This is a genomic window from Methylobacterium mesophilicum (assembly GCF_036441335.1).
Lineage (GTDB): Bacteria > Pseudomonadota > Alphaproteobacteria > Rhizobiales > Beijerinckiaceae > Methylobacterium > Methylobacterium mesophilicum_B.
Genome location: NZ_MLBW01000026.1, coordinates 265,139 through 286,562 on the forward strand (window position 1 = coordinate 265,139; position 21,424 = coordinate 286,562).

Genomic DNA, 21,424 nt, shown 5'->3' on the forward strand with positions numbered 1-21,424 from the left:
CAGCAATCCAAAAATCTGCACCCGATTGACTGGTTGGTGCGCAAATAACGTCGCCATATTGAAAATATAATGTCTTGCTGAATTCGGTTATCGATCGTTCTTCATCTCTTGTGCTGAAGTCGCTCATTGGAGGCGAATGTGGCATGGCTCCCGCACTCCTCACGGTCGGCTTTGATCGAGCCGGGCGCATCGTACGCAGCCATCTTCGCGCGAGCGGCAGCTGTTGCGTGCCGAGCGGCCATTCTGTCGGCTCCAAGCGGAGGACCGGACGTGACGAGATGCAGGCGTTCCGTTGGGTTTGAGCCGATGTCTGCTCCGGAGAAGTCGCCGAGCGCCATTGAACGGCCGAGACGGGTGCGAAGCGGAACGTCCGGCTCTGCGCACGTCGACGATCGGCATGACGCAGTCTGGCCGAGAGCGGCGCGTCCGCCTCAGAGTATGCCCGCTGTGGAATCGGACACTCGCGATGAGAGCGATGTCACGACCGCGTGCCGAAATCGCTGCGCGTGCTGATCGCCTTCGATGACGAAGGCCCTTCGACCAAACGCGGGTTGCGGAGGGAGAGAATAGCCATTCCGCCGGCGGCGAGGACGAAAGCGACGAGGCCCGTCGAGACGGCGAGACCGCCGGTCAGACCCGCGAAAAATCCGAACGCGACCGGCGCCGTCAGGCTTCCGACCTGCCCCATGCTGCTGATGAAGGCCAGACTTCCCACGGCTTCGGCTTCGGAAAGGAAGCGCACCGGTATGGTCCAGAAGAGGGCGGTCGCCGACAGATAACCGATGGCGAGCAAGGCAAGGCAGGCGATGGCCGCCGCAACGTTCTGCGCGACGATCGAGATGGCGAGGGCGGCCGTCGCGGCCAGGAAGGCGGCCAGGGCGAAATGCCAGCGCCGCTCGAGCAGTCGGTCCGAACTGCGGCACAACAGGAGCATGCCGACGGCACCCACGGAATATGGGATCGCCGATAGGAGTCCGACGCTGAACACGTCGGCCACGCCCGATCGCTGAATGATCGTCGGCGCCCAAAAGTTCAGAACGGTCCCAGCCCAGGTGATGGAGAAATATCCGAAGGTCGCGATCCACAGCTTCGGATTCCGCAGCGCCGACAGGAAGGCTCTCGCGGGCGCATGTCCCTGTTCGGCGGTCCCGGACGAGAGATCGGCCGCCACGATCGCCTTCTCCCGCGGCGTCAGCCAAGCGGCATCCGCGGGTCGGTCCCTCAGCACGAAGAACGCGCCGACCCCCGCGAGTACCGGCAGCGCTCCCTCGACGAGGAACAACCATTGCCAGCCCTTGAAGCCGGCCGCCCCGGCGAGGTTCTGGATGATCCAACCGGAGGCTGGTCCGCCTACGATGCCCGACACCGCGATGGCGAGGACGAACAGCGACATCACCCGCCCACGCACGCGATGGGGAAACCAGAATGTGAGGTAGAGGACGATGCCCGGGAAGAAGCCAGCTTCGGCCGCACCGAGGAGGATCCTAGCCAGGTAGAAGGTCGCCGGGGTCGTCACGAACGCCATGGAGCAGGACACGAGGCCCCACAGGCACATGATGCGCGTCAGCGTCTTCCGCGCGCCGATGCGGCCCAGGAGAAGATTGCTCGGCACTTCGAAGAGAATATATCCAACGTAGAAGATGCCGACGCCGAAGCCGTAACTCGCGTCCGACAGGCCGATGTCGCTCTGGAACGTCAACTTGGCGAAACTGACGTTTACACGATCGATGTAGTTCAGGACGTAGCAGAGGAAAATCACCGGGATCAGCCGAAAGCCGATCTTCCGATAGATCATGGCTCGCTCGTTTTCAGACACCTGCTCGATAGCGACGCGCGTCGCGGACGCATCGGCCATTCCGAATCCCCCGTCGCGAGCTTGGCTTCAGCGGCGCTACCGTGTTCGAGGAGTTCGCGCCGTCCCGACCGAGCCAAGTCTCGCGAAGAAGCATAGCAGGCGATTTTGCAGTGTCGCGATGATATCTTTGCATCGTTTCGATCGATGCCTTCGATCGATGATGCCGGCAACTCTGTCGCGTGTCCTAAGGGTGCGCGCCGATCAATCGGCGATGAAGTCCGGAGACATCGATACGGGCCGTCCGGCCTCGGTGAGGATCACCGAGCGCGGAATGGTCTGCTCGAAGGTCACCCCAAGATCCGTCAGACGTCGAATCAGCTCGGGCAGCCGGGCGAGGCATCCGGCCTCGATGTCGTGGATGACCATGACACTCCAGTCCTGCACCCACACCTGGGCCATCGCGGTTTCGACCCAGCCGTCCGCGTCCTTCCAGTCACCGGGAACGCTATTCCAGGTGACCGTCGTGTAGCGTTCGGCGAGGAGGTGGTCGAGCGCCGCTCGACTCAGCAGATGCCGGCCGATCAGCCCGTCGTTCCCGTAGGGGCGGAAGAGCTTCTCCGGTCGCGTCAGCGAACCGATCCTTCGCTGCGTCTCCTCGATCTCTCGGAGCGCGTAGTCCCGGTCCGTCCGGTCCCCGAGCGCCACCGAATGTGTGAAGGTGTGATTCCCGATCCAATGCCCCGCTGCATGCGCGGCCCGCATGAGATCGGCTGCAGCGGGGTCGTCGAGCCTCTGCCCGATCACGAAGAAGGTGCTCTTGATGCCGGCCTGGTCGAGGATTTCCAGGACCCGATCCGTCACATGTGGTGTGGGGCCGTTGTCGAAGGTAAGGGTGACCTGCTTGGCTGCCATATCTCACTCCAATTCGGGCTCGTTCGCCGTAGCGGTCGTGGACATACTTGCGAGCCCCCGCGAGGACATCCCCGTTACAACTGACGTGGCGGGCGAGAAATCTTATCGCAGGCTCGACGGAGCGTGTGCAGGAAGGATGCGACGTGCGGAGGCGGCACTTCGTTCCGGCGCAGTAGCACGCCGGGGCTCCGCACAGGCGTGGGCGTTTCCAGAGGAACCGACAGAAGCGTCCCATCCTCTGGGACGGCCTGTCTCGACAGGATCGCGACGATGTTCATGCGCCGAACGAGGCCGAGGATCGGACCGATCGTGTTCATCTCCGCGAAGACGTGCGGGACGGCACCGCATTGCCGGAAGCACTCATCCAGCAGCCTGCGCGTGGTGAATTCCGGTGAGAGCAACACGACCGGCTGATGGTGGAGTTCCGCCATCCGGACCCATTTCCTGGTTGCCCATCGGTGGTCAGGCGACAGCACGAGATCCAGAGGCTCGTCATAGAGGGGTTCGAAGGCGAGATCCTGCTGGTGGTCCGGCCTGTAGGAGATACCGAGATCGAGGGCACCGGCCAGGAGCCGCTCCTCGATCACGCTCGCGGCGAGTTCCTCCACGACGACGCGCATCGAGGGATTGCGGGTGAGGAACTCGGTCAGGCAGGCGGGGACGAGATTGACGTTGAAGGTATGCGTCGCGGCGATCCTGAGCCAACCGGTCAGGACCTGATCCTGGGGGGAGAGCGCCCGAAGCCCCTCGTCCAGTTCGCCGAGGGCCCGCAGGACACGGGGCAGCAGGTTCTGCCCGGCTTCAGTGAGGAACACGCGCTTGCCGACGCGGTCGAACAGGCGCTGCCCGACCTGATCCTCCAGTTGCCGGATCTGGTGAGACAGGGTCGATTGGGTGATGTGCGTCTGCCGCGCGGCCCGGGTGAAGCTCAGGTGCTCGGCCAGAGCCACGAAGTAACGCAGGTGACGGAGTTCCATCGGTCTGCCCGTTCGATCGACGGCATCGATCAATTGAATGCATCGATATCATTATATCGATGCAACCCGGCGCGCTATACGGTGCTGGTGCCGGGCCGGCGGCCCCCTCCCTCATGGCCCGCCACCCCGCGCAACGCCCTGATTGGGAGCTCGAAGTGCCGAGGATTGGGAACGCGAGCCGGGACAGCGTCGGACCAGATCACCAGGGCTTGTTCGACCGCCTGGAAGCGCTGCGGGGAAAGCCGGTCGAGAACGTCTTTCTCGCCGTCGCGAACGCGCCTGCCCTGTGTGACGGGGTCCTCGCGATGGCGATGTCGCTGCGCCAGAGCACTCTGCTCGACCGGCAACTTCGCGAACTGGCCGTCCTGACCGTCGGGCTCGAGACGCGGGCTGACTACGAGGTCGCGCATCACTGGAACTCGGCGGTGAAGGCCGGGCTGCCCCGAGCCAAGCTGCAGCAGCTCGCGGAGTTTGAGACGGATGACCAGTTCACCACTTCCGAACGCGCCGTCATGCGCTTCGCCCGGGACGTGACGCGGACCGGCCGTGTCGATGACGGCCTCTGGGCCGAATTGTGCGGATTCCTGGACGAGCAGGAGCGACTGGAATTGGTCCTGACGACGGCTTGGTACAACTGCGTCGTTCGCATCCTCCTCCCCCTCAATATCGAACTGGAGGACTGGTTCTCACGCCTCTGAGGGCGTGCGCGAGAGAGCTTGCGCCCGGCGCGCCCTCGAACCGGACGGAAGTTCCGGAACAGGATAGGGAGATCATAAATATGGACGTGACGCCCGGAGGTGATCCGCCCGTGCTCGGCCGACCGCCGGCCGAGTCATTCGCGACGGATGATGTGGATGGCGCCGCACTCTATCGAAAACTGCAGTGGCGGCTGCTGCCGTTCCTCTTCGCGTGCTACGTGGCTGCCTATCTCGACCGGGTGAACATCGGCTACGCGCAGTTGCACATGCGCGCGGAGCTGGGCTTCAACGACGCGGTCTACGGCCTCGCCGCCGGGCTGTTCTTCGTCAGCTACTTTCTGTGCGAAGTCCCGAGCAATGCCGTCCTTCAGCGCGTCGGCGCCCGGCGGACGCTGGCGCGCATCCTGATCCTGTGGGGGCTCGCCTCCTCGGCGACGATGTTCATCACCGGGCCCCATTCGTTCTACGCGCTGAGGCTGATCCTGGGCGCGTTCGAGGCTGGCCTCGCTCCCGGGGTGATGTACTACCTGACGCTCTGGTATCCGAACCGGCGCCGGGCGGAGATGACCGCGATCTTCCTGAGCGGCAGCATGCTCGCCGGCGTGATCGGCGCGCCCGTTTCGGGCTTCATCCTCGAAGGCATGCAGGGCGTCCTCGGGCTCAGGGGCTGGCAGTGGATGTTCCTTCTGGAGGGCATGCCGGCCGTGCTTCTCGGGCTCGTCGCACTCCGGATCCTCGTCGATAAGCCTCAGGATGCTCCCTGGCTGACACCTTCTGAGAAGACGCGCCTACTGGCGGAGATCGACAGGGACGCGAACTTGGCTGCCGGCGGTCACGCATTCGGTGCGGCGTTCCGCGACCCGCGGATCTACGTCCTCGCGCTGGCGTACTTCACCCTCGTCTGCGGGCTCTACGCGATCACCTTCTGGATGCCCGTGATGATGCAGGCCGCCGGAGTCCAGGGAGCCGCCGCGATCGGCCTATGGTCCGTAATCCCCTATGCGGTCGGCGGCATCGGCATGGTGTGGCTGTCCCGACGCTCGGACCGGCGGCAGGAGCGGCGGTGGCACTACGCCGTCTGTGTCGGTGTCGGTGCCTGCGCGCTGGTCGGGGCGTCCCTCGCCGGCGCGAACCTTCCAGTGGTCCTGGCACTGCTCTCTGTCGCGACCGCGACGCTCTTCGGCGCGATGCCGATCTTCTACGGCATCCCGATGGCCTATCTTCCCGAGCGTTCGGCCGCGGGCGGGCTCGCGCTGATCAATTGCCTTGGCCTCACGGGTGGCTTCGTGAGCCCCTTCCTGCTCGGCTGGATCCGGAACGCGACGGGGAGCCTGACGCCCGGCCTGTGGTTCATGACGGGCCTGATGCTGACGGGCATCTTGGTGCTACTCCTGGCGACACGCCGCCCGTTCACGCGAGTCACGCCCCACCCCGCCACCTCCGGGCTCGCTTTCGGGCCGGAGGCAGGCCGGTGAGCCTCGATAGCTTGGCCCACCGCTGGCATGCGTCGGAAGGGGGTGGGTCGCCGCTCCTCCTCCTCCTGCACGGCACCGGAGGTGACGAAGACGAGCTTGTGCCCTTTGCTCAGGCAGCGGCCTCCGGCGCGCCGATGCTGGCTGTCCGCGGGGCCGTATCGGAAGGCGGCAAGCTGCGCCACTTCGCCCGCCATCCGGACGGTCGTTTCGATTCATCCGAGGTCGTCCGCCGAGCCGATGAGCTGGCGGCCTTCGTCGCGGCCGCCCGCGACCGTTACGGCTTCGGGCCCCCGCTTGCCCTCGGCTTCTCGAACGGAGCCAACATCGCGGCCGCACTCATGCTTCTGCATCCCGCTCTTCTGACGGGCGCGATGCTGTTGCGCGCCGTTCCACCGCTGACCGGTACCGCGCCCGCTGCCCTCGTCGGGCGGCGCGCCGTCGTCGTCTCGGGCGAGATGGATTCGATCGCGCCGCCGGAACTCGGGGCTGATTTGACGCTTCGCCTGTCCGAGCAGGGCGCCGAGGCGGCCCACCATGTCCTACCCTGCGGCCATGACCTGACGGCGGCCGACGTGACCCTCGCCCGCGACTGGCTCGGCTCCTTCGCTGAAGGGGTACCTGCTGGACCGGTTTCCGCCCACCTGAATCGCCCCTGATCCGGAGATGATCGATGAAGCTCTGTCGCTACGGTGAGGTCGGGTCCGAGCGGCCTGCTCTGGTCGATGCTGCGGGCGTCCTCCGCGACCTCTCGTCGGTGTGCCGCGATCTTGGCCCGTCCGAACTCACCCCCGACGGTCTCGCCAGGATCACGCAGACGGATCCGACGCGCCTGCCCCAGGTAGAAGGAAGCCCCCGCCTCGGCGTTCCGTTCACGGGCCTCTCGAAGTTCATCTGCATCGGGCTCAACTACTCGGACCACGCGGCCGAGGCCGGCATGGCCATCCCGAGCGAGCCGATCATCTTCCTCAAGGCTCCGAGCGCCGTCTGCGGGCCGAACGATGACACGATCCAGCCCCGCGACTCCACGAAGCTCGACTGGGAAGTGGAGCTCGGCGTCGTGATCGGATCGACGGCGCGGTACGTCACCGAGGAACAGGCTCTCGACCATGTCGCCGGATACTGCGTCGTGAACGACGTCTCCGAGCGGGCCTTCCAGCTTCAGTCCAGCCAATGGGACAAGGGCAAGGGATGCGATACGTTCGGCCCGATCGGACCCTGGCTCGTGACGAAGGACGAGATCCACGATCCGCAGCAGCTCGACATGTGGCTCGACGTGAACGGAACCCGCCGTCAGACGGGCAATACGCGCACGATGATTTTCGGCGTTCGCGAGATCATCGCCTATTGCAGCCGATACATGACGCTCTTGCCCGGCGACATCATCGCGACGGGCACGCCGCCGGGCGTCGGCATGGGGATCAAGCCCACGCCCGTCTGGTTGCAGCCGGGCGACACGGTCTCGCTAGGGATAGAGGGCCTCGGGCAGCAGAGCCAGCGCATCCGGCGGGCCGATCACGGCTAGGGCGCTGTCGGCCGGGTCAGGGTCGAGTGGGCGACCCGCCATCCGATCCGGGCCGAGCCGGCGGCCCACTCGGATCATGCATTCCGCAGGATCGCGAGCATTGGCCCGTAGGTCCGCTTCAGTGTGCGGCAGGTGCAGAACTTCGCGCCGGCCCGCGCCGTGCTGCGCTCGGCCTCGGGGCCGTGCCGAAGGCCCTTCGGCCGCGGTGCTCGACAGCCGGACGCCGCGCTCGACGCCCGAGAGTGGGGCCCGCGCCGCCTGGGACGGACATAGGCGCACCCGGGGCTCGAAACCGCACGCGGCCGTCGATACGCGCGGTCAGGTGCCGGCGCTGCACGTCACGCCCGCCGATGCCGGTGACCGCGCCGCCGTGGCCACCTTGGCTGATGCCGTGCAGGAGGCGACCGGCGACAGCCTGGACCTCGCCTCCGTCGATCACGGCATCGCCCTGGAGGTCGTGAAGCCACCCGAGGCCAAGCGCGGCTTCGTGCTGCTGCCACGCCGATGGGTCGTCGAGCGCGCCTTCGCCCGGATGGCCCGTTTCCGCCGACTGGCTCGCGACTACGAGCGCTTGCCCGGGACTCCGGCCGGATTGCATCGCGTCGCCTTCAGCGTCCTGCTCCTTCGCACGGCCGCCGACTTCGCGGCAGTCCGCAACAGCCTCCAGGTCAAGCGCCACACCCGTTAGGGAGCTTCGAGCCGCTGAAACACCTGGCGACCCCGGTAGGGCTCGAACCTACGACCTGCCGCTTAGAAGGCGGCTGCTCTATCCAGCTGAGCTACGGAGTCGGGACCAGGCGGCCCCAGAAGCCACGGGCTCGCCCGAGGGTCAAGCGCGCGGGACGTGGACCGGCCCGGCATCCCCGGTCGGGCCGGGGACGCGGAGAGGGTGTCGTGCGGCGATGCCCGGGACACGCCGCCCGCGCCGGCCGCGGGCCGGGGTTGCGCGCCGNTGATCGCCGGGGCCGAGGCCGGGGCCGCCTCGGCGGCGGCCGAGAGGCCGATCCGCTCGCGGGCGCCCGGCGACGAGGCGACGCTGATCGCCACCGCCGCCGCCAAGCAGGCCGTCGCGACGCCCCAAGTCCACCAGCGGTCGCCCCCACCGGCGTTGCGCACGTTGAAGTAGTGCCGGACCACGCCGCCCGCGATCACCACGAGGCCGACGATGCTCCAGCTGTAGGGCGAGGACCACGCCATCGGGTAGTGGCCGGACAGCATGAAGAACAGCACCGGCAGCGTCAGGTAGTTGTTGTGGGACGAGCGGTTCTTCGCCTGCTTGCCCCAGGCGGGGTTCGGGAGCCGGCCCGCGACCAGCTCGGCGATCGCCTTGCGCTGGTTGGGCATGATGACGAAGAAGACGTTGCCGGTCATCCAGGTCGCGATCACCGCGCCGGTGTGCAGCATCGCGGCGCGGCCGGAGAAGACCTGCTGGAAGCCGTACGCGAAGGCGACGACCGTGAGGAACACGGCGGCCGCGAGCAGCGGCGGCCGGTTGGCCAGGGGCGAGCGGTTGAGCCCGTCATAGATCAGCCAGCCGAGGGCGAGGGCGCCGAGGCCGATGGCCGCCCCGGTCATCGGCGTGATCGCGCGGACCGCCGGATCGATCAGGTAGAGGTCGGCCTGACCGTAATAGACCCAGCACAGCAGCGAGAAGCCCGACAGCCAGGTCGCGTAGGATTGCCATTTGTGCCAGATCAGGTGCTCCGGCATGCGGTCGGGCGCGACGAGATACTTGCGCACCTGGTAGAAGCCGCCGCCGTGCACCTCCCAGGCCTCGCCGCCCTTGCCGGTCGGGATTGCCGGACTGGCGCGCAAGCTGGCGTCGAGATGCATGAAGTAGAACGACGCGCCGATCCAGGCGATCGCGGCGACGACGTGGGTCCATCGAATGAGGAACCCGCCCCACTCGTGCAGGATCGGATACATGGGACGGATCCTCCGCGATCTGTCGGGGGCCGGGTTCGGCCTCGATCGCGGCTCGTGGTTCGGCCCGAGCCGCTGCCCCGGGTGTGCCCGGAACCGGGGCCGGCCGCGACCCGCCCCGTCACCAAGGACCTTCAAAATCGTTCGGAAGATGCCGGGCGCTTTCCGGGTTGTCCGAGCCCCTGCCGCGTGCTCCTCTTCCCCGTCTCCTTCAGCCCGACGGACCTTCGCCCGCAGCGGGCGGCAGGCGCGGGCCTCTCCGTCCGGGAGGACGCCGATGGGCCATCTTTCGACACACGTCCTCGACACGGCCGCGGGCAAGCCGGCGGCCGGGGTCACGGTCGAGCTCCGGCGCCTCGCCGGGGACGGCACCGGGGACGGTCCCGGGGAGACCGTCGCGTCGGCCACGACCAACGGCGACGGGCGGACCGACGGCCCGCTGCTCGCGGGCGACGCCCTGACGCCGGGGACCTACGAACTCGTCTTCGCCGTCGGCGCCTATTTCGCCGGGACCGGCGCCGGCGCCGAGCGACCGTTCCTCGACCGCGTGCCGGTGCGCTTCTGCGTCTCGGACCCGGACGCCAAGTACCACGTCCCGCTGCTCATCACCCCGTGGAGCTACGCCACCTATCGCGGGAGCTGACACGGGATCGGCCGGCATCGGCCCAGGCGGAGCCTGCCGGAGCGCCGGACCTCAGCCTTCCGGCCGCGCTCCGGCGGCGCGACCGGCCGCCTCCCGGGGCGAATGGCCGAACAGCGCCTTGTAGGCCCGGCTGAACGCCGCCTCCGACTCGTACCCGACGCGCAGACCGATCTCGCCGACGCGCCCGTCGCCCGCCGCGAGCATGTCCCGGGCGAGGTTCAGGCGCCACTCGTTCTGGTAGCGCAGGGGAGAGCGACCGACGAGCGCGTTGAACCGCTCGCAGAAGCTCGATCGCGACATGCCGGCGACGTCCGACAGGGTCTCCACGCTCCAGCGCTGCAGGGGCTTCTCGTGCATGACCTTGAGGGCGCGGGCGATGCGGGGATCGGCCAGGCCGGCGAGCCACCCGGACGTCCGGCCGAGATGAACCCAGGTCCGCAGCGTGCGTATCACCGCGAGGTCGATGATGCGCGAGATCATCAGGGCCGCGCCGGGCTCGGCGTCGGTCGTCTCGACGAGCAGGAAATGCACGAGGCCGTCGAGCCACCCGGCGCCTTCCGCGCGCCGGATGCAGATGTGCCGCGGCAGGAGGGCGATCATGCTGCGGAGACTGTAGGGATCGAACCGGAACCGGCAGACGACGACCTCCGCGTCCTCGACGGCGACCAATCGCCCGGCGCCCAGGCCGTGGGGCAGGAACAGCAGGTCGCCGGCGCCGACCGCGAGCGGCTCGCCGTCGCCGTCGAGACGGAGGGCGCCCGCGACCACCACGAGGACGTGACCTGCGCCGACATCCAGATCCAGGCGTCCGCCCGGTGCGACCGGCCGGGTCTCGACGCGGTCCCCGGTGAGGCGGATCTGGGCGAGCACGTGTGACAGCAGATCGCCGGTGGCCGCGCCGCGCGGTCCGCCCTCCGGAAGATCGGTCAAGTTTTCCAGCGTTTCCGACATGGCCGGCCCCGGCTCCCGATCCTAAACGTGGACCCGTTGAAGCGCGTATTCACTCGGCGCATCGGGATCTACGAAGCTATTAATCGGCATCTATCGTGTCCATCTGCCTTGTTCACGAATAGATCTAGCCCGTCGAGCCGCGCTCAGTACACGAAGGAGCCGACGATGAGAACCGACCCGCAGCGCGATCGCGGTCCTGCCTTGCCCTGGCTGAGCGCCTACTACTGCGTGCGGGCCGGCGTCGCCGCCGCCTGGGTGGGCGCCGCGCTCGCCTTCGGCCGAGGCACGCCGGCGGTCGCCGCGACGCTCCTGGTCGCCTACCCAGCCTGGGACGCGCTGGCCAACCTGGCCGACGCGCGGCGCAACGGCGGCCTCGCGGACAATCCCAGCCAGGCCCTCAACGCGGCGATCAGCGCGGCGACCGCGATCGCGGTCGCGGTCGCGCTCGGACGGGGCCCGAACGCGGTGCTCGCGGTGTTCGGCGCCTGGGCCATCCTCTCGGGCCTGTTCCAGCTCCTCACCGGCGCGCGCCGCTGGAGCGCCGGTGCCCAGTGGGCCATGGTCCTGAGCGGCGCGCAATCGGCGCTCGCCGGCGGCTTCTTCGTCAGGCAGGCGGCCGGCGCCGCGGTCCCCGGGATCGCGGATGTCGCGCCCTACGCGGCGTTCGGCGCCTTCTACTTCCTCGTCTCCGCGGTCTGGCTGACGGTCACGCGCATGCGGGGCGCGTCGCGGGCGCGCGCCGCCTAGGCGGTGCGACCGGGCGGATCCGGCCTCGATCATCGGCCCGGCCCGTCGGGGCACCGCGCCGAGGGACGGCGGTCGGACTGCCGTCGCCCCCGCGAGAGCCCTCGGACATCCGCACCGTCATCCCCTCCGACCGCCGTCGGACCAGCAGAGGCCATGTTCCATGGGCGAGCGAGCGAGCGCGAACCCGCGCAGGAGTCCGATCGAGGCCTACCTGCACGTCCTGCACGCGCTGATCCTGCGCGACATGCGCACCCGCTTCGGCGCGTCGATGTGGGGCTACGGGGTCGTCGTCCTCTGGCCGTGCGTCCACGTCTTCGCGCTGATCACGATCTACACGGTTCAGAAGCTCGCCGCGCCGCTCGGCGACGACAGGGCCTTGTTCTTCGCGACGGGCGCCGTTCCCGTGCTCGTGTTCCAGTACATCTCGCGCGAGGTCATGAAGTCGGTGATCACCAACCGGCCCCTGACCTACTACCCGCAGGTCAGGCTGTTCGATCTGGTGTTCTCCCGGGTGCTCGTCGAGATCGTGACCGGCTTCCTGGCGCTGCTGGTCGTGAGCGCCGTGCTGGTCGCGCTCGGCACGAACCCGATCCCGGCGGACCCTCTGACGGCGGTGTGCGGCTATCTCGCCGCGATCACGCTCGGGATCGGGATCGGCACGATCAACGTCGCGATCATCGGCTTCTTCCCCGGTTGGCTGATCGGCTACGCCCTGTTCAGCATCGTCCTGTACGTCTCCAGCGGCGTCCTCTTCCTGCCGAGCTACCTGCCGGAGAGGTTGTACTACTGGGCCAAGTTCAATCCGGCCCTGCAGGTGGCGGAATGGATGCGGTCGGCCTACTACCCGGCCGCCGGTCTTCGCGTCGACCATCTCTACGTGGTCATGTTCGGCCTGACAGCGGCGAGTGTCGGCCTGTGCCTCGTCGTGCGCGGCGGCGGCCGGCTGCAGGGCTGAGCGGGGAACGCTCGCCGGAGCGCCCGTCCTCGAGCGTCGCGCGGCCCCGACGATGCCGGCCCGGCCCGCCCGACCCGCGGGCGCCGCGGCGCCCGGACCGTCGACGGACTCGGTCTTGCTAGGCGCTCCCGAGAACGGATCCGAGCGGGGGGAAGAGCGGCCGACATGCGCGTCATTCATCGCATCCTGGGCAGCCGGCAGGACGCCGAGATGGCGCATCGCCTGCACCATCTCGCGCATCACGGGGCGGTGGACGTGCTCGTCGTGTCGAGCACAGACGTCGCCCGGCGGCGGATCCGCGCGACCACCCAGTCCGGCGAGGAGGTCGCCCTGGCCCTGCCGCGGGACGAGCCGCTCTTCGACGGGGCCGTGCTGGCGCTGGAGGCGGACCGCGCCCTCGTCGCCCGGGTCGGCACCGAGCGCTGGCTCCGCCTCGTCCCGGACAGCCGGGCCGCCGCCCTCGAACTCGGCTACCACGCCGGCAACCTCCACTGGCGGGTGCGCTTCGCCGACGGGGCGCTCCTCGTGGCCCTGGACGGGCCGGCCGACGACTACCTCGTCCGCCTCGGCGCCCTCGTCACCGACCGGCAGGTGACCCACACGATCCTCGACGAGGCGGCGCCGTGCTGAGCCGGCTCCTGTCCTTCCAGCAGGCCGACGCCGCGTTCCCGAGCGGCAGCTTCGCCTTCTCCAACGGGATCGAGGGCCTCGTCGCGGGCGACCCGGCCTTCGACACGGAGAGCCTGACGCGGACGCTCACGGCCCTCGTGCGCTTCCGCTGGGCGGAGAGCGACCGCGTCGCCCTGATCCTCGCCCACCGCGCCGGCCCCGATCCGGTCCGGCTCGGCCGCATCGACGCCGCCGTGGAGGCGGCCACGCTCGTCGAGGCGATGCGCACCGGGAGCCGGCGCAACGGCGCCTCCCTGCTGACCACGCACGCGCGGCTCGCGACACCCGGTGCCGAGGATATCCGCGCCGCCATCCGGTCCGGGCTCATGCTGGGGCACCTCGCCACGGTGCAGGGCGCCCTGTGGCGCGCTCTGGACCTGTCGGAGCCGGAGGCGGCGGCCATCGCCGGCTACCAGATCGTCTCCGGCCTGGTCTCGGCCACGGTCCGGCTCGGTCAGGTCGGCGCCATCCAGGGCCAGCAGGCCCTCCGGGCGGTGCTGCCGCTCGTCGCGGAGATCGCCGAGCGGCCGGTGACGGACGACCCCGACGGCGCGATCGTGCTCACGGGCTTCACGCCGCTGATCGAGGTCGCCGCGATGCGGCACGCGCGCGCCGACCTGCGCCTGTTCGCCAATTAGGGAGCGCGCGATGCTGCTCACGCCCACCGAGCTCGAACGTCTCACGATCTTCACCGCGGCCGAGCTCGCCCGCAAGCGCCGGGCCCGCGGCCTCAGGCTCAACCACCCGGAGGCGGTGGCCCTCATCACCGACGAGATCCTGGAGGGCGCGCGCGACGGGCGCAGCGTCGCCGACCTCATCGGCTGGGGCTCCACGATCCTGTCGACCGAAGACGTGATGCCGGGCATCGCCGCGATGCTGCCGATCCTGCAGGTCGAGGGCGTCTTCCCGGACGGGACCAAGCTCGTCACGGTCCACGAGCCGATCCGCGCCCGCGCGGGCGCCCCCGCCGACACCCTCGAGCCCGGCGCGATCCTGCCGGCCGACGGCGCGATCGAGCTCGCCGCGGGCCGCCCACGGGTCACCCTCGACGTCGTCAACACCGGCGACCGCCCGGTCCAGATCGGCTCGCACTACCACTTCTTCGAGGTGAACCGGGCGCTCGACTTCGACCGGGCGGCGGCCCTGGGACACCGCCTCGACATCCCGGCCGGGACGGCGGTCCGCTTCGAGCCGGGCCAGCGCAAGACCGTGACGCTGGTCGGCTTCGGCGGCGCCCGGGAGCTGACCGGGCTCAACGACCTGACGCAGGGGACGCTGCCCGACGACGCGGCGCGGGCGGCGGCCCTCGCCCGCGCGAAGGCCCGCGGCTTCAAGGGCGCCTGAGGAGAGTGCCATGGTGACGATCCCGCGCCGCGACTACGCCGCCCTCTACGGGCCGACCACCGGGGACGGGGTGCGGCTCGCCGACACCTCCCTGGTGGCGGTCGTCGAGCACGACCACGCCGTCTATGGGGACGAATGCCTGCACGGCGGCGGCAAGACCCTGCGCGACGGGATCGGGATGGTGCCCGGGGTGACCGCCGCGCAGGGGGCGCTCGACTTCCTCCTCTGCAACGTCGTGGTGATCGACCCCGTCCTGGGCATCCAGAAGGGCGATCTCGGCATCAAGGACGGGCGGATCGTGGCGCTCGGCAAGGCCGGCAACCCGGCGATCATGGACGGCGTCGACCCGCGCCTGATCGTGTCGGCCGGGACGACGGTGCGCGACTGCGAGGGCCTGATCGCGACGCCCGGGGCCATCGACGTGCACGTGCACTTCGATTCCGCCGGCCTGCCGGACCACGCGATCGCGTCCGGCGTCACCACCCTGCTCGGCGGCTCGCTCGGGCCGATCACGGTCGGCATCGATTCCGGCGGGCCGTTCAACACCGGCCGGATGCTCCAGGCCGCCGAGGCCTGGCCGGTCAATTTCGGCTTCCTCGGGCGCGGCAACACCCACCGGCCGGCTGCCCTGAAGGAGCAGCTCGAGACCGGCGTCCTCGGCCTCAAGATCCACGAGGACTGGGGCGCGATGCCGGCCGCGATCGACGCCTGCCTGGGCTTCGCCGACGAATACGACTTCCAGGTCCAGCTCCACACCGACACGCTGAACGAGTCGGGCTTCGTGGAGGACACGCTGGCGGCGATCGGCGGCCGCACCATCCACATGTACCACACGGAGGGGGCCGGGGGCGGTCACGCGCCGGACATCATCCGGGTCGCCGGGCTGCCGCACTGCCTGCCGTCGTCGACGAACCCGACCAACCCCTACACGGTCAACACCTTCGACGAGCACCTCGACATGACGATGGTGTGCCACCACCTCAACCCGGCCCTGCCGGAGGACGTGGCCTTCGCGGAGAGCCGCATCCGCGCCCAGACCATCGCGGCCGAGGACGTGCTCCACGACATCGGGGCCATCGCGATGCTCGGCTCCGACAGCCAGGGCATGGGCCGGATCCACGAGGTCATCTGCCGGACCTGGCAGCTCGCCTCGAAGATGAAGGACCAGCGCGGGCCGCTTCCCGAGGAGAGGCCGGGCTTCGGCGACAATGCCCGGATCAAGCGCTACATCGCCAAGTACACGATCAACGCGGCGCGCACCTTCGGCATCCAGGACCATATCGGCTCGCTGGAGCCCGGCAAGATGGCCGACATCGTGATCTGGCGGCCGGCCTTCTTCGGGATCAAGCCGGAGCTCGTGATCAAGGGCGGCTTCATCGCCTGGGGCGCGATGGGCGATTCCGCCGCCTCGCTGATGACCTGCGAGCCGGTGCTGATGCGCCCGCAATGGGGCGCCTTCGGGCGCGCCAAGCAGGCGCTCTCGGCCTGCTTCGTCCACCCCCTGGCGATCGAGGCCGATCTCGGCGGCCGGCTCGGCCTGCGCAAGGCGCTCCTGCCCGCCCGCGGGACCCGCACGCTGACGAAGGCCGACATGCTCTGGAACGACGCCTGCCCGGAGATCCGCGTCGACCCGCAGACCTTCGACGTCTTCGTCGACGGCGTACTCGCCACCTGCGAGCCGGCCCGGACCCTGCCGCTCGCCCAGCGCTACATGCTGCGCTGAGCGGCGCCGAACCCCGTCCCCCCCTCTCACGGCCCAGCTCCGCATGACCGACGTGACTCCCGCGAACGCCGCCCGGATCGGGATCGGCGGCCCGGTCGGATCCGGCAAGACCGCGCTGATCGAGCGGCTGATCCCCGTGCTGCAGGCGCGGGGCGTCGATCTCGCGGTGATCACGAACGATCTCGTCACCAAGGAGGACGCCGAGCGGCTCCGCCGCTCCGGGCTGATCGATCCGAGCCGCGTCGAGGCGGTGGAGGCCGGGGCCTGCCCGCACACGGTGATCCGGGAGGATCCGACCCTCAACATCGCCGCGGGCGACGCGCTGGAGGCGCGCTTCCCGGGCCTGCAGCTGCTCGTCTTCGAATCCGGCGGCGACAACCTCGCCTCGACCTTCTCCCTCGACCTCGTCGACTGGTGGATCTTCGTGATCGACGTGGCCGGCGGCGACGACATCCCGCGCAAGCGCGGCCCGGGCGTGCTGCGCTGCGACCTCCTCGTGATCAACAAGATCGACCTCGCGCCGCATGTCGGCGTCGACCTCGACGGGATGCTGGCGGAGGCCGCGCGGGTCCGGGGCGGCAAGCCGGTCATCGCCACGAACGCCCGCGCGGGCCTCGGCATCGACCGGGTGGCGGACGCCATCGGCCGGGCCGTGCTGTTCACGCCCTAGCCGTGCCCCCCGACATCCAGACCGGCCGCCGCGCGACGGCCCGCCTCGGCTTCGTGCGCGGCGGCGGGACCAGCGTGCTCGCCGATCAGCACGTGCCGTACCCGTTCCACATCACGAAGCCGTTCCGCCTGTATCCGCAGCGGCCGGAGCTGATCACCCTGTACCTGCAATCGGCCTCCGGCGGCCTCTACCGCGGCGACCGTCTCGGCCTCGACATCGCGATGGGCCCGGGCTCGGCGGCGCACGTCACAACCCAGGCCGCGACGGTCGTCCATCGCAGCGCCGACCAGCCGGCCCGCCAGGACACGCGGATCCGCGTCGGCGCGGACGCCTTCCTGCACTGCGTGCCCGACCCCCTGATCCTGTTCCCCGGCGCTGCCCTCTCCGCCTCGACCCGGATCACGCTCGAGCCCGGGGCCCGGGCCGTCGTGTCCGAGAGCATCGCCTGCCACGACCCGGAAGGCCGCGACAGGCCCTTCGAGCTGGTCGAGCTCGCCCTCGGCATCGAGACGGCGGCGGGGGCCGTCCTGGTCCGCGAGCGGGCCCGGATCGCCGGCGCCGCGTTCCAGGATCCGGCCTCGCCGCTCGGCCCGTGGCGGGCCTACGGCGCCCTCGTCATCCTCGGTCCGGCCCCGTCCCTGCCGGATCCCGGGGACGTCCAGGCCGCGGCCGACCGCACCGGCTGTCGGGCCGGGCTCAGCCCGCTGCCGAACGCGGCCGGACTCGGCCTCCGGCTCCTCGCGCCCGACGGCGGGACCCTGGCGGCGGGGCCGGAAGCTGTACCCCCCGAGGCTGAAGCCGGTCCCGTGCAGGCCCAGGCTCCACTTCGCATAGCCGGTCCCGTCCGTGTAGAGCGCGGCCGGCGGCCGCCGAGGCCGGCGGGCTGGCGGTGACCGACAGCGAGGTGACGGTCGGGATCCTGCACTCGATCACAGGCACCATGGCGATCTCCGAGACCGGGCCGAGCCAGGGCGAGAAGCTCGCGATCCAGCAGATCAACGACGCCGGCGGCGTGCTCGGCCGCAAGATCAAGGTCATCCAGGAGGACGGCGCCTCCGACTGGCCGACCTTCGCCGAGAAGGCCAAGAAGCTGCTGGTCAACGACCACTGCGCCGCCGTGTTCGGCTGCTTCACCTCGGCGTCGCGCAAGGCGGTGCTGCCGGTGTTCGAGCAGTATAACGGCCTCCTGTACTACCCGACCTTCTACGAGGGCCTGGAGCAGTCGAAGAACGTCTTCTACACCGGCCAGGAGGCAACCCAGCAGATCCTCGCCGGCCTCGACTGGGTCCACAAGGAGAAGGGCGGCGACAGCTTCTACTTCATCGGCTCGGACTACATCTGGCCGCGCACCTCCAACAAGATCGCCCGCAGGCACATCGAGACCGTGCTCAAGGGCAAGGTCGTCGGCGAGGAATACTTCCCCCTCGGCCACACGCAGTTCAACTCGGTGATCAACAAGATCAAGCTCACCAAGCCGAAGGTGATCTTCGCCACGATCGTGGGCGGCTCGAACGTGGCGTTCTACAAGCAGCTCAAGGCGGCGGGCATCGACCTGTCGAAGCAGGTGCTGATGACGCTGTCGGTCACCGAGGACGAGGTCGACGGCATCGGCGGCGAGAACATCGCCGGGGCCTACTCGTGCATGAAGTATTTCGAGTCGATCCAGAACGAGAACAACAAGGCCTTCGTGGCCGCGTTCAAGAAGATGTGGGGCGAGAAGACCGTCATCGGCGACGTGACGCAGGCCGCCTATCTCGGCCCGTTCCTGTGGAAGATGGCCTGCGAGAAGGCCGGCTCGTTCGACGTCGACAAGGTGGTGGCGGCCTCGCCGGGGCTGGAGTTCAAGGGCGCGCCCGAGGGCTACGTGAAGATCGACGAGAACCATCACCTCTGGTCGAAGACCCGGGTCGGCCGGGCCAAGACCGACGGCCAGTTCGAGATCGTCTACACCAGCCCCGAGCTGATCAAGCCCGACCCGTTCCCGAAGGGCTACCAGTGAGGCCCGCGGCCGGGTGATCCGGCGAGGGCGGGGAGGCCGGGTCGAACGGCATCCCCGCAGGCCATCGTCCGCCGCACGGGCGACGCGGCTCAGTCCTCGCGCGCGTCCGACGGCGACGAAATCGCGCCGCCGCGATGGGCGATGAGGTCGATCTCGACCAGGGCGTCGTAGGCGAGCCCCGTCGTGCCCACGCAGGTCCGGGCCGGCAGCCGGTCGGGCGGGAAGAAGGACTTGTAGGTGTCGTTGAAGGCGGCGTAGTCGCGCTTGAACTCCGTCAGGAACGCGCGCGCGACGACGACGTTCTCGAGGCCCAGGCCGAGGCCGGCCAGGACCGTTCCGAGATTGGCCATCACGTTGCGGGTCTGCGCCTCGATCCCGTCGGGCAGGATCCCGGGCCTGTCCGGAGTGTCGGGCATCTGGCCGGTGACGAAGACGAAACCGTCGACCTCGACCGCGTGGCTGAACGGGGCGACCGGCTGCGGCCCTCCGGAGACCATGTGGAACAGCATGGCTGACGAGGCTGAGTGGGGCTGCGGCACCGCGATCTCCCTTCCGACGGGCTCGACCGGCCCGATCTCCGTGATCCAGGTCCGCGACCGTAGGGTGACGATCCGGCCGGGGATAGTGCCGGATTCCGCGGCGGGATCTGAGCCGCCCCGCGCGGATCGGACAGCCTGCGGGGCGGGCGGTGATCCGGCTGATCCGGCTCCTGGAAACGCACGCCGCGGCGTCGCGGAGGCGATCGCGGGCCTCCTGAGAGCCCGACGCGCCGCTCGCGCTAGAGGCCGAGGTTGCGGCCCGGATGCGCGTCGGCGAGCTTGGCCCGGCGGACGTAGCCGCGCATGGTCTTGAGATCCCGGTGACGGGAATGCGCCATGATCTCCTCATCGCGCGAACCGCGCTTGTACGCCTCGGTGATGAAGCCCGCGCGGAACCCGTGGGCGGAGATGCGCTCCCGCGGTCCGGCGACGAGGCCGGCCTCCGCCGCGCGCTTCTGAACGATCCGACCGACGGAATCGGGATGCAGCCCGTCGTCCATCACGGTGCCGTCCGCGCGGACGGCCCGGAAGACGTAACCGTCGGCCGGGGCCGCCTGCAGCCAGCGCCGGAGCGCGGCGACCGGACAGGATGCGGGGGTCCTGCCAGCGAGAACGGTCACGATCGTGCCCTCGCCGTCCTGATCACCTTTCGAATACGGCAGGAACACGTCGACGGCCCCGTCCCGGAAAGCGAGGTCTTCGAACCGGATCCGCGCGACCTCGGAGCGTCGGAACGCGCCGGCGAAGCTCATCAGGAACAGGGCGCGGTCCCGGAGAGCAGCGACCGTGCCTTCGCAGACTGACACGATTCGAATGGTCTCGGGCACGCCGAGCGCGGCGGCCTGCTTCCGCGGCCGGCCGTAGCGCCGGAACATCCCGCGCAGGGCCGCCCGCACGGCCGGATGGGCCGGGATCCACGGCAATCCCTGGAGTTTGTGGGCCTGACCGATCGTGACGAGCCGACGCTCGATCGTCGCGCGCTTGTGGGTCTCGGCCATGGATGTGAGGTAGCTCGCCACCTGCTCGGGACCCGCGGGCAGGGGCGCGAGGTCGTGGCCGCGGCACCACTGCGTGTAGTGCTGCCAGTCGGCGCGGTAGGCCCGGCGGGAATTCTCCGAGAGCGCCTCATCGGCGAACGCGCGGGCGCGGGCAGCCAGCGTGGCGGGCAGCGTCATACGTCTCTCCCTCGATCCGGCCCGAGCGTGACCCAGCGTCTGATAAAAGAAAGGGTTATCAGACGCTGGGCGATGCGCGCGGAGCCGATGGCTGCTGCTGCCGGCGGTGAGGACGCCCGCTCATGGCTCTGCGGGACACGACGGGCGGCGCGCTTCCGCCGGATCCCCGGGCAGGAGCACGGGGCGGAGGGCCGGGACGACCGGCAACAGCATCACCGGTCCGACAATCATTACGCCGACGACCACGGTCGCCAGCGGCGTCTGCACCTGCGAGCCGATGCCGTTCGAGAGGGCCGCGGGGAACGGGCCGATGCAGGCCGCGAGCGCCGTCATCAGCACCGGGCGCATCCGCTGCCCGGCGGCGTGGTACATCGCCTGCCGCACCGGCAGGCCGGCCGGTGCACCTCGTCGTCGTAGGTCGGCATCGGGATACCGTCGATCACCGAGACGCCGAACGGCGACACGAAGCCGAAGACGTCGCCGGTGTTGAGCCTCAGGCGACCCGCATGCAGGCGACCATCGCCTGCCTCAGGCTCGGCCTGATCGAACCGTGACGCCGCAGAACGCGGCCGCCTAGCGGCAGGGATGTCCGGGGGGACAGGCCGGACGCGGATTGCCGTGGGGCGGCGGCGGCCCCGGACGGACGGCCGGTGGGGGCGCGGGGTGCGGGGCCGGCTGCGGGCGCGCCATCATCTGCTGCCGCTGGG

General features: G+C 69.6%; 22 protein-coding genes, 1 tRNA gene and 1 pseudogene. 15 read left to right on the forward strand and 9 right to left on the reverse strand.

Going from position 1 to position 21,424, the window contains the following annotated elements:
- Nucleotides 1-478 precede the first annotated feature (478 nt).
- From MMR14E_RS17350 to MMR14E_RS17360, 3 genes are all read right to left on the reverse strand, one after another.
- Nucleotides 479-1,855 (reverse strand): MFS transporter, encoded by a 1,377-nt coding sequence (locus MMR14E_RS17350; protein ID WP_331315947.1) that lies wholly within the window; start codon nucleotides 1,853-1,855, stop codon nucleotides 479-481.
- A gap of 201 nt (nucleotides 1,856-2,056) precedes the next feature.
- A complete protein-coding gene (locus MMR14E_RS17355; RefSeq protein ID WP_331315949.1) occupies nucleotides 2,057-2,707 on the reverse strand; it encodes a polysaccharide deacetylase family protein in 651 nt (216 codons plus the stop codon).
- Between the two features lie 74 nt (nucleotides 2,708-2,781).
- A complete protein-coding gene (locus MMR14E_RS17360; RefSeq protein WP_331315950.1) occupies nucleotides 2,782-3,684 on the reverse strand; it encodes a LysR substrate-binding domain-containing protein in 903 nt (300 codons plus the stop codon).
- Between the two features lie 209 nt (nucleotides 3,685-3,893).
- On the opposite strand from MMR14E_RS17360, the gene MMR14E_RS17365 reads away from it, so the two are divergent.
- The 5 genes and pseudogenes from MMR14E_RS17365 to MMR14E_RS17385 all read left to right on the forward strand — a co-directional run.
- Complete coding sequence (locus tag MMR14E_RS17365; protein ID WP_331315952.1) at nucleotides 3,894-4,382, forward strand: carboxymuconolactone decarboxylase family protein; 489 nt, start codon at nucleotides 3,894-3,896, stop codon at nucleotides 4,380-4,382.
- Between the two features lie 80 nt (nucleotides 4,383-4,462).
- Nucleotides 4,463-5,857, forward strand: coding sequence for an MFS transporter (locus tag MMR14E_RS17370; protein ID WP_331315954.1), 1,395 nt, complete (start codon nucleotides 4,463-4,465; stop codon nucleotides 5,855-5,857).
- Nucleotides 5,854-6,513, forward strand: coding sequence for an alpha/beta hydrolase (locus tag MMR14E_RS17375; protein WP_331315956.1), 660 nt, complete (start codon nucleotides 5,854-5,856; stop codon nucleotides 6,511-6,513). Before MMR14E_RS17370 ends, MMR14E_RS17375 begins: the two co-directional genes overlap by 4 nt.
- Nucleotides 6,514-6,527: 14 nt before the next feature.
- Nucleotides 6,528-7,379, forward strand: coding sequence for a fumarylacetoacetate hydrolase family protein (locus tag MMR14E_RS17380; protein ID WP_331315958.1), 852 nt, complete (start codon nucleotides 6,528-6,530; stop codon nucleotides 7,377-7,379).
- Nucleotides 7,380-7,532: 153 nt separating this feature from the next.
- Nucleotides 7,533-8,067: pseudogene (locus MMR14E_RS17385) on the forward strand (transposase); the annotation flags it as partial.
- A 24-nt stretch (nucleotides 8,068-8,091) separates the two neighbouring features.
- Here MMR14E_RS17385 and MMR14E_RS17390 read toward each other — a convergent pair.
- Both MMR14E_RS17390 and MMR14E_RS17395 read right to left on the reverse strand, forming a co-directional pair.
- A tRNA-Arg gene (locus tag MMR14E_RS17390) sits at nucleotides 8,092-8,168 on the reverse strand.
- Nucleotides 8,130-9,305: a urate hydroxylase PuuD gene (locus MMR14E_RS17395; protein ID WP_331315986.1), complete on the reverse strand. Its 1,176-nt coding sequence runs from the start codon at nucleotides 9,303-9,305 to the stop codon at nucleotides 8,130-8,132. The genes MMR14E_RS17390 and MMR14E_RS17395 overlap by 39 nt, the downstream gene beginning before the upstream one ends.
- Nucleotides 9,306-9,579: 274 nt before the next feature.
- On the opposite strand from MMR14E_RS17395, the gene uraH reads away from it, so the two are divergent.
- A complete protein-coding gene (gene uraH, locus MMR14E_RS17400) occupies nucleotides 9,580-9,945 on the forward strand; it encodes a hydroxyisourate hydrolase (protein WP_331315960.1) in 366 nt (121 codons plus the stop codon).
- Nucleotides 9,946-9,996: 51 nt separating this feature from the next.
- Here uraH and MMR14E_RS17405 read toward each other — a convergent pair whose 3' ends face one another.
- Complete coding sequence (locus MMR14E_RS17405; protein WP_331315961.1) at nucleotides 9,997-10,896, reverse strand: AraC family transcriptional regulator; 900 nt, start codon at nucleotides 10,894-10,896, stop codon at nucleotides 9,997-9,999.
- A gap of 165 nt (nucleotides 10,897-11,061) precedes the next feature.
- Between MMR14E_RS17405 and MMR14E_RS17410 the strand changes: the two genes are divergently transcribed.
- The 9 genes from MMR14E_RS17410 (at nucleotide 11,062) to urtA (ending at nucleotide 19,003) form a co-directional block, all read left to right on the forward strand.
- Nucleotides 11,062-11,643 (forward strand): DUF308 domain-containing protein, encoded by a 582-nt coding sequence (locus MMR14E_RS17410; protein ID WP_331315962.1) that lies wholly within the window; start codon nucleotides 11,062-11,064, stop codon nucleotides 11,641-11,643.
- Nucleotides 11,644-11,803: 160 nt separating this feature from the next.
- Nucleotides 11,804-12,598, forward strand: coding sequence for an ABC transporter (locus MMR14E_RS17415; RefSeq protein ID WP_331315963.1), 795 nt, complete (start codon nucleotides 11,804-11,806; stop codon nucleotides 12,596-12,598).
- 165 nt (nucleotides 12,599-12,763) lie between these two features.
- Complete coding sequence (ureE, locus tag MMR14E_RS17420) at nucleotides 12,764-13,228, forward strand: urease accessory protein UreE (RefSeq protein WP_331315965.1); 465 nt, start codon at nucleotides 12,764-12,766, stop codon at nucleotides 13,226-13,228.
- Entirely contained in the window at nucleotides 13,222-13,905 is a 684-nt protein-coding gene (locus tag MMR14E_RS17425; RefSeq protein WP_331315966.1) for an urease accessory protein UreF, read from the forward strand. Before ureE ends, MMR14E_RS17425 begins: the two co-directional genes overlap by 7 nt.
- 10 nt (nucleotides 13,906-13,915) lie before the next feature.
- Nucleotides 13,916-14,611 carry an urease subunit beta gene (locus MMR14E_RS17430; RefSeq protein WP_331289182.1) on the forward strand — a complete coding sequence of 232 codons (696 nt, stop codon included), beginning with the start codon at nucleotides 13,916-13,918 and terminating at the stop codon, nucleotides 14,609-14,611.
- A 10-nt stretch (nucleotides 14,612-14,621) separates the two neighbouring features.
- Nucleotides 14,622-16,334 (forward strand): urease subunit alpha, encoded by a 1,713-nt coding sequence (ureC, locus tag MMR14E_RS17435; protein WP_331315967.1) that lies wholly within the window; start codon nucleotides 14,622-14,624, stop codon nucleotides 16,332-16,334.
- Between the two features lie 43 nt (nucleotides 16,335-16,377).
- Nucleotides 16,378-17,004 carry an urease accessory protein UreG gene (gene ureG / locus MMR14E_RS17440; protein ID WP_331315968.1) on the forward strand — a complete coding sequence of 209 codons (627 nt, stop codon included), beginning with the start codon at nucleotides 16,378-16,380 and terminating at the stop codon, nucleotides 17,002-17,004.
- A gap of 2 nt (nucleotides 17,005-17,006) precedes the next feature.
- On the forward strand, nucleotides 17,007-17,897 hold the full coding sequence (locus MMR14E_RS17445) for an urease accessory protein UreD (RefSeq protein ID WP_331315970.1): 891 nt from the start codon (nucleotides 17,007-17,009) through the stop codon (nucleotides 17,895-17,897).
- Nucleotides 17,888-19,003 carry an urea ABC transporter substrate-binding protein gene (gene urtA / locus MMR14E_RS17450; RefSeq protein ID WP_331315988.1) on the forward strand — a complete coding sequence of 372 codons (1,116 nt, stop codon included), beginning with the start codon at nucleotides 17,888-17,890 and terminating at the stop codon, nucleotides 19,001-19,003. The genes MMR14E_RS17445 and urtA overlap by 10 nt, the downstream gene beginning before the upstream one ends.
- Nucleotides 19,004-19,092: 89 nt before the next feature.
- Here urtA and MMR14E_RS17455 read toward each other — a convergent pair whose 3' ends face one another.
- The 3 genes from MMR14E_RS17455 to MMR14E_RS17465 all read right to left on the reverse strand — a co-directional run bounded on the left by MMR14E_RS17455 (nucleotide 19,093) and on the right by MMR14E_RS17465 (nucleotide 21,089).
- The gene (locus MMR14E_RS17455; protein ID WP_331315989.1) at nucleotides 19,093-19,512 is read right to left on the reverse strand and encodes a RidA family protein; all 420 of its coding nucleotides are present in this window, start codon (nucleotides 19,510-19,512) and stop codon (nucleotides 19,093-19,095) included.
- A gap of 269 nt (nucleotides 19,513-19,781) precedes the next feature.
- Entirely contained in the window at nucleotides 19,782-20,717 is a 936-nt protein-coding gene (locus MMR14E_RS17460) for a site-specific integrase (protein ID WP_331315972.1), read from the reverse strand.
- Between the two features lie 120 nt (nucleotides 20,718-20,837).
- Nucleotides 20,838-21,089 (reverse strand): efflux RND transporter permease subunit, encoded by a 252-nt coding sequence (locus MMR14E_RS17465; protein ID WP_331315974.1) that lies wholly within the window; start codon nucleotides 21,087-21,089, stop codon nucleotides 20,838-20,840.
- Nucleotides 21,090-21,424 lie beyond the last annotated feature (335 nt).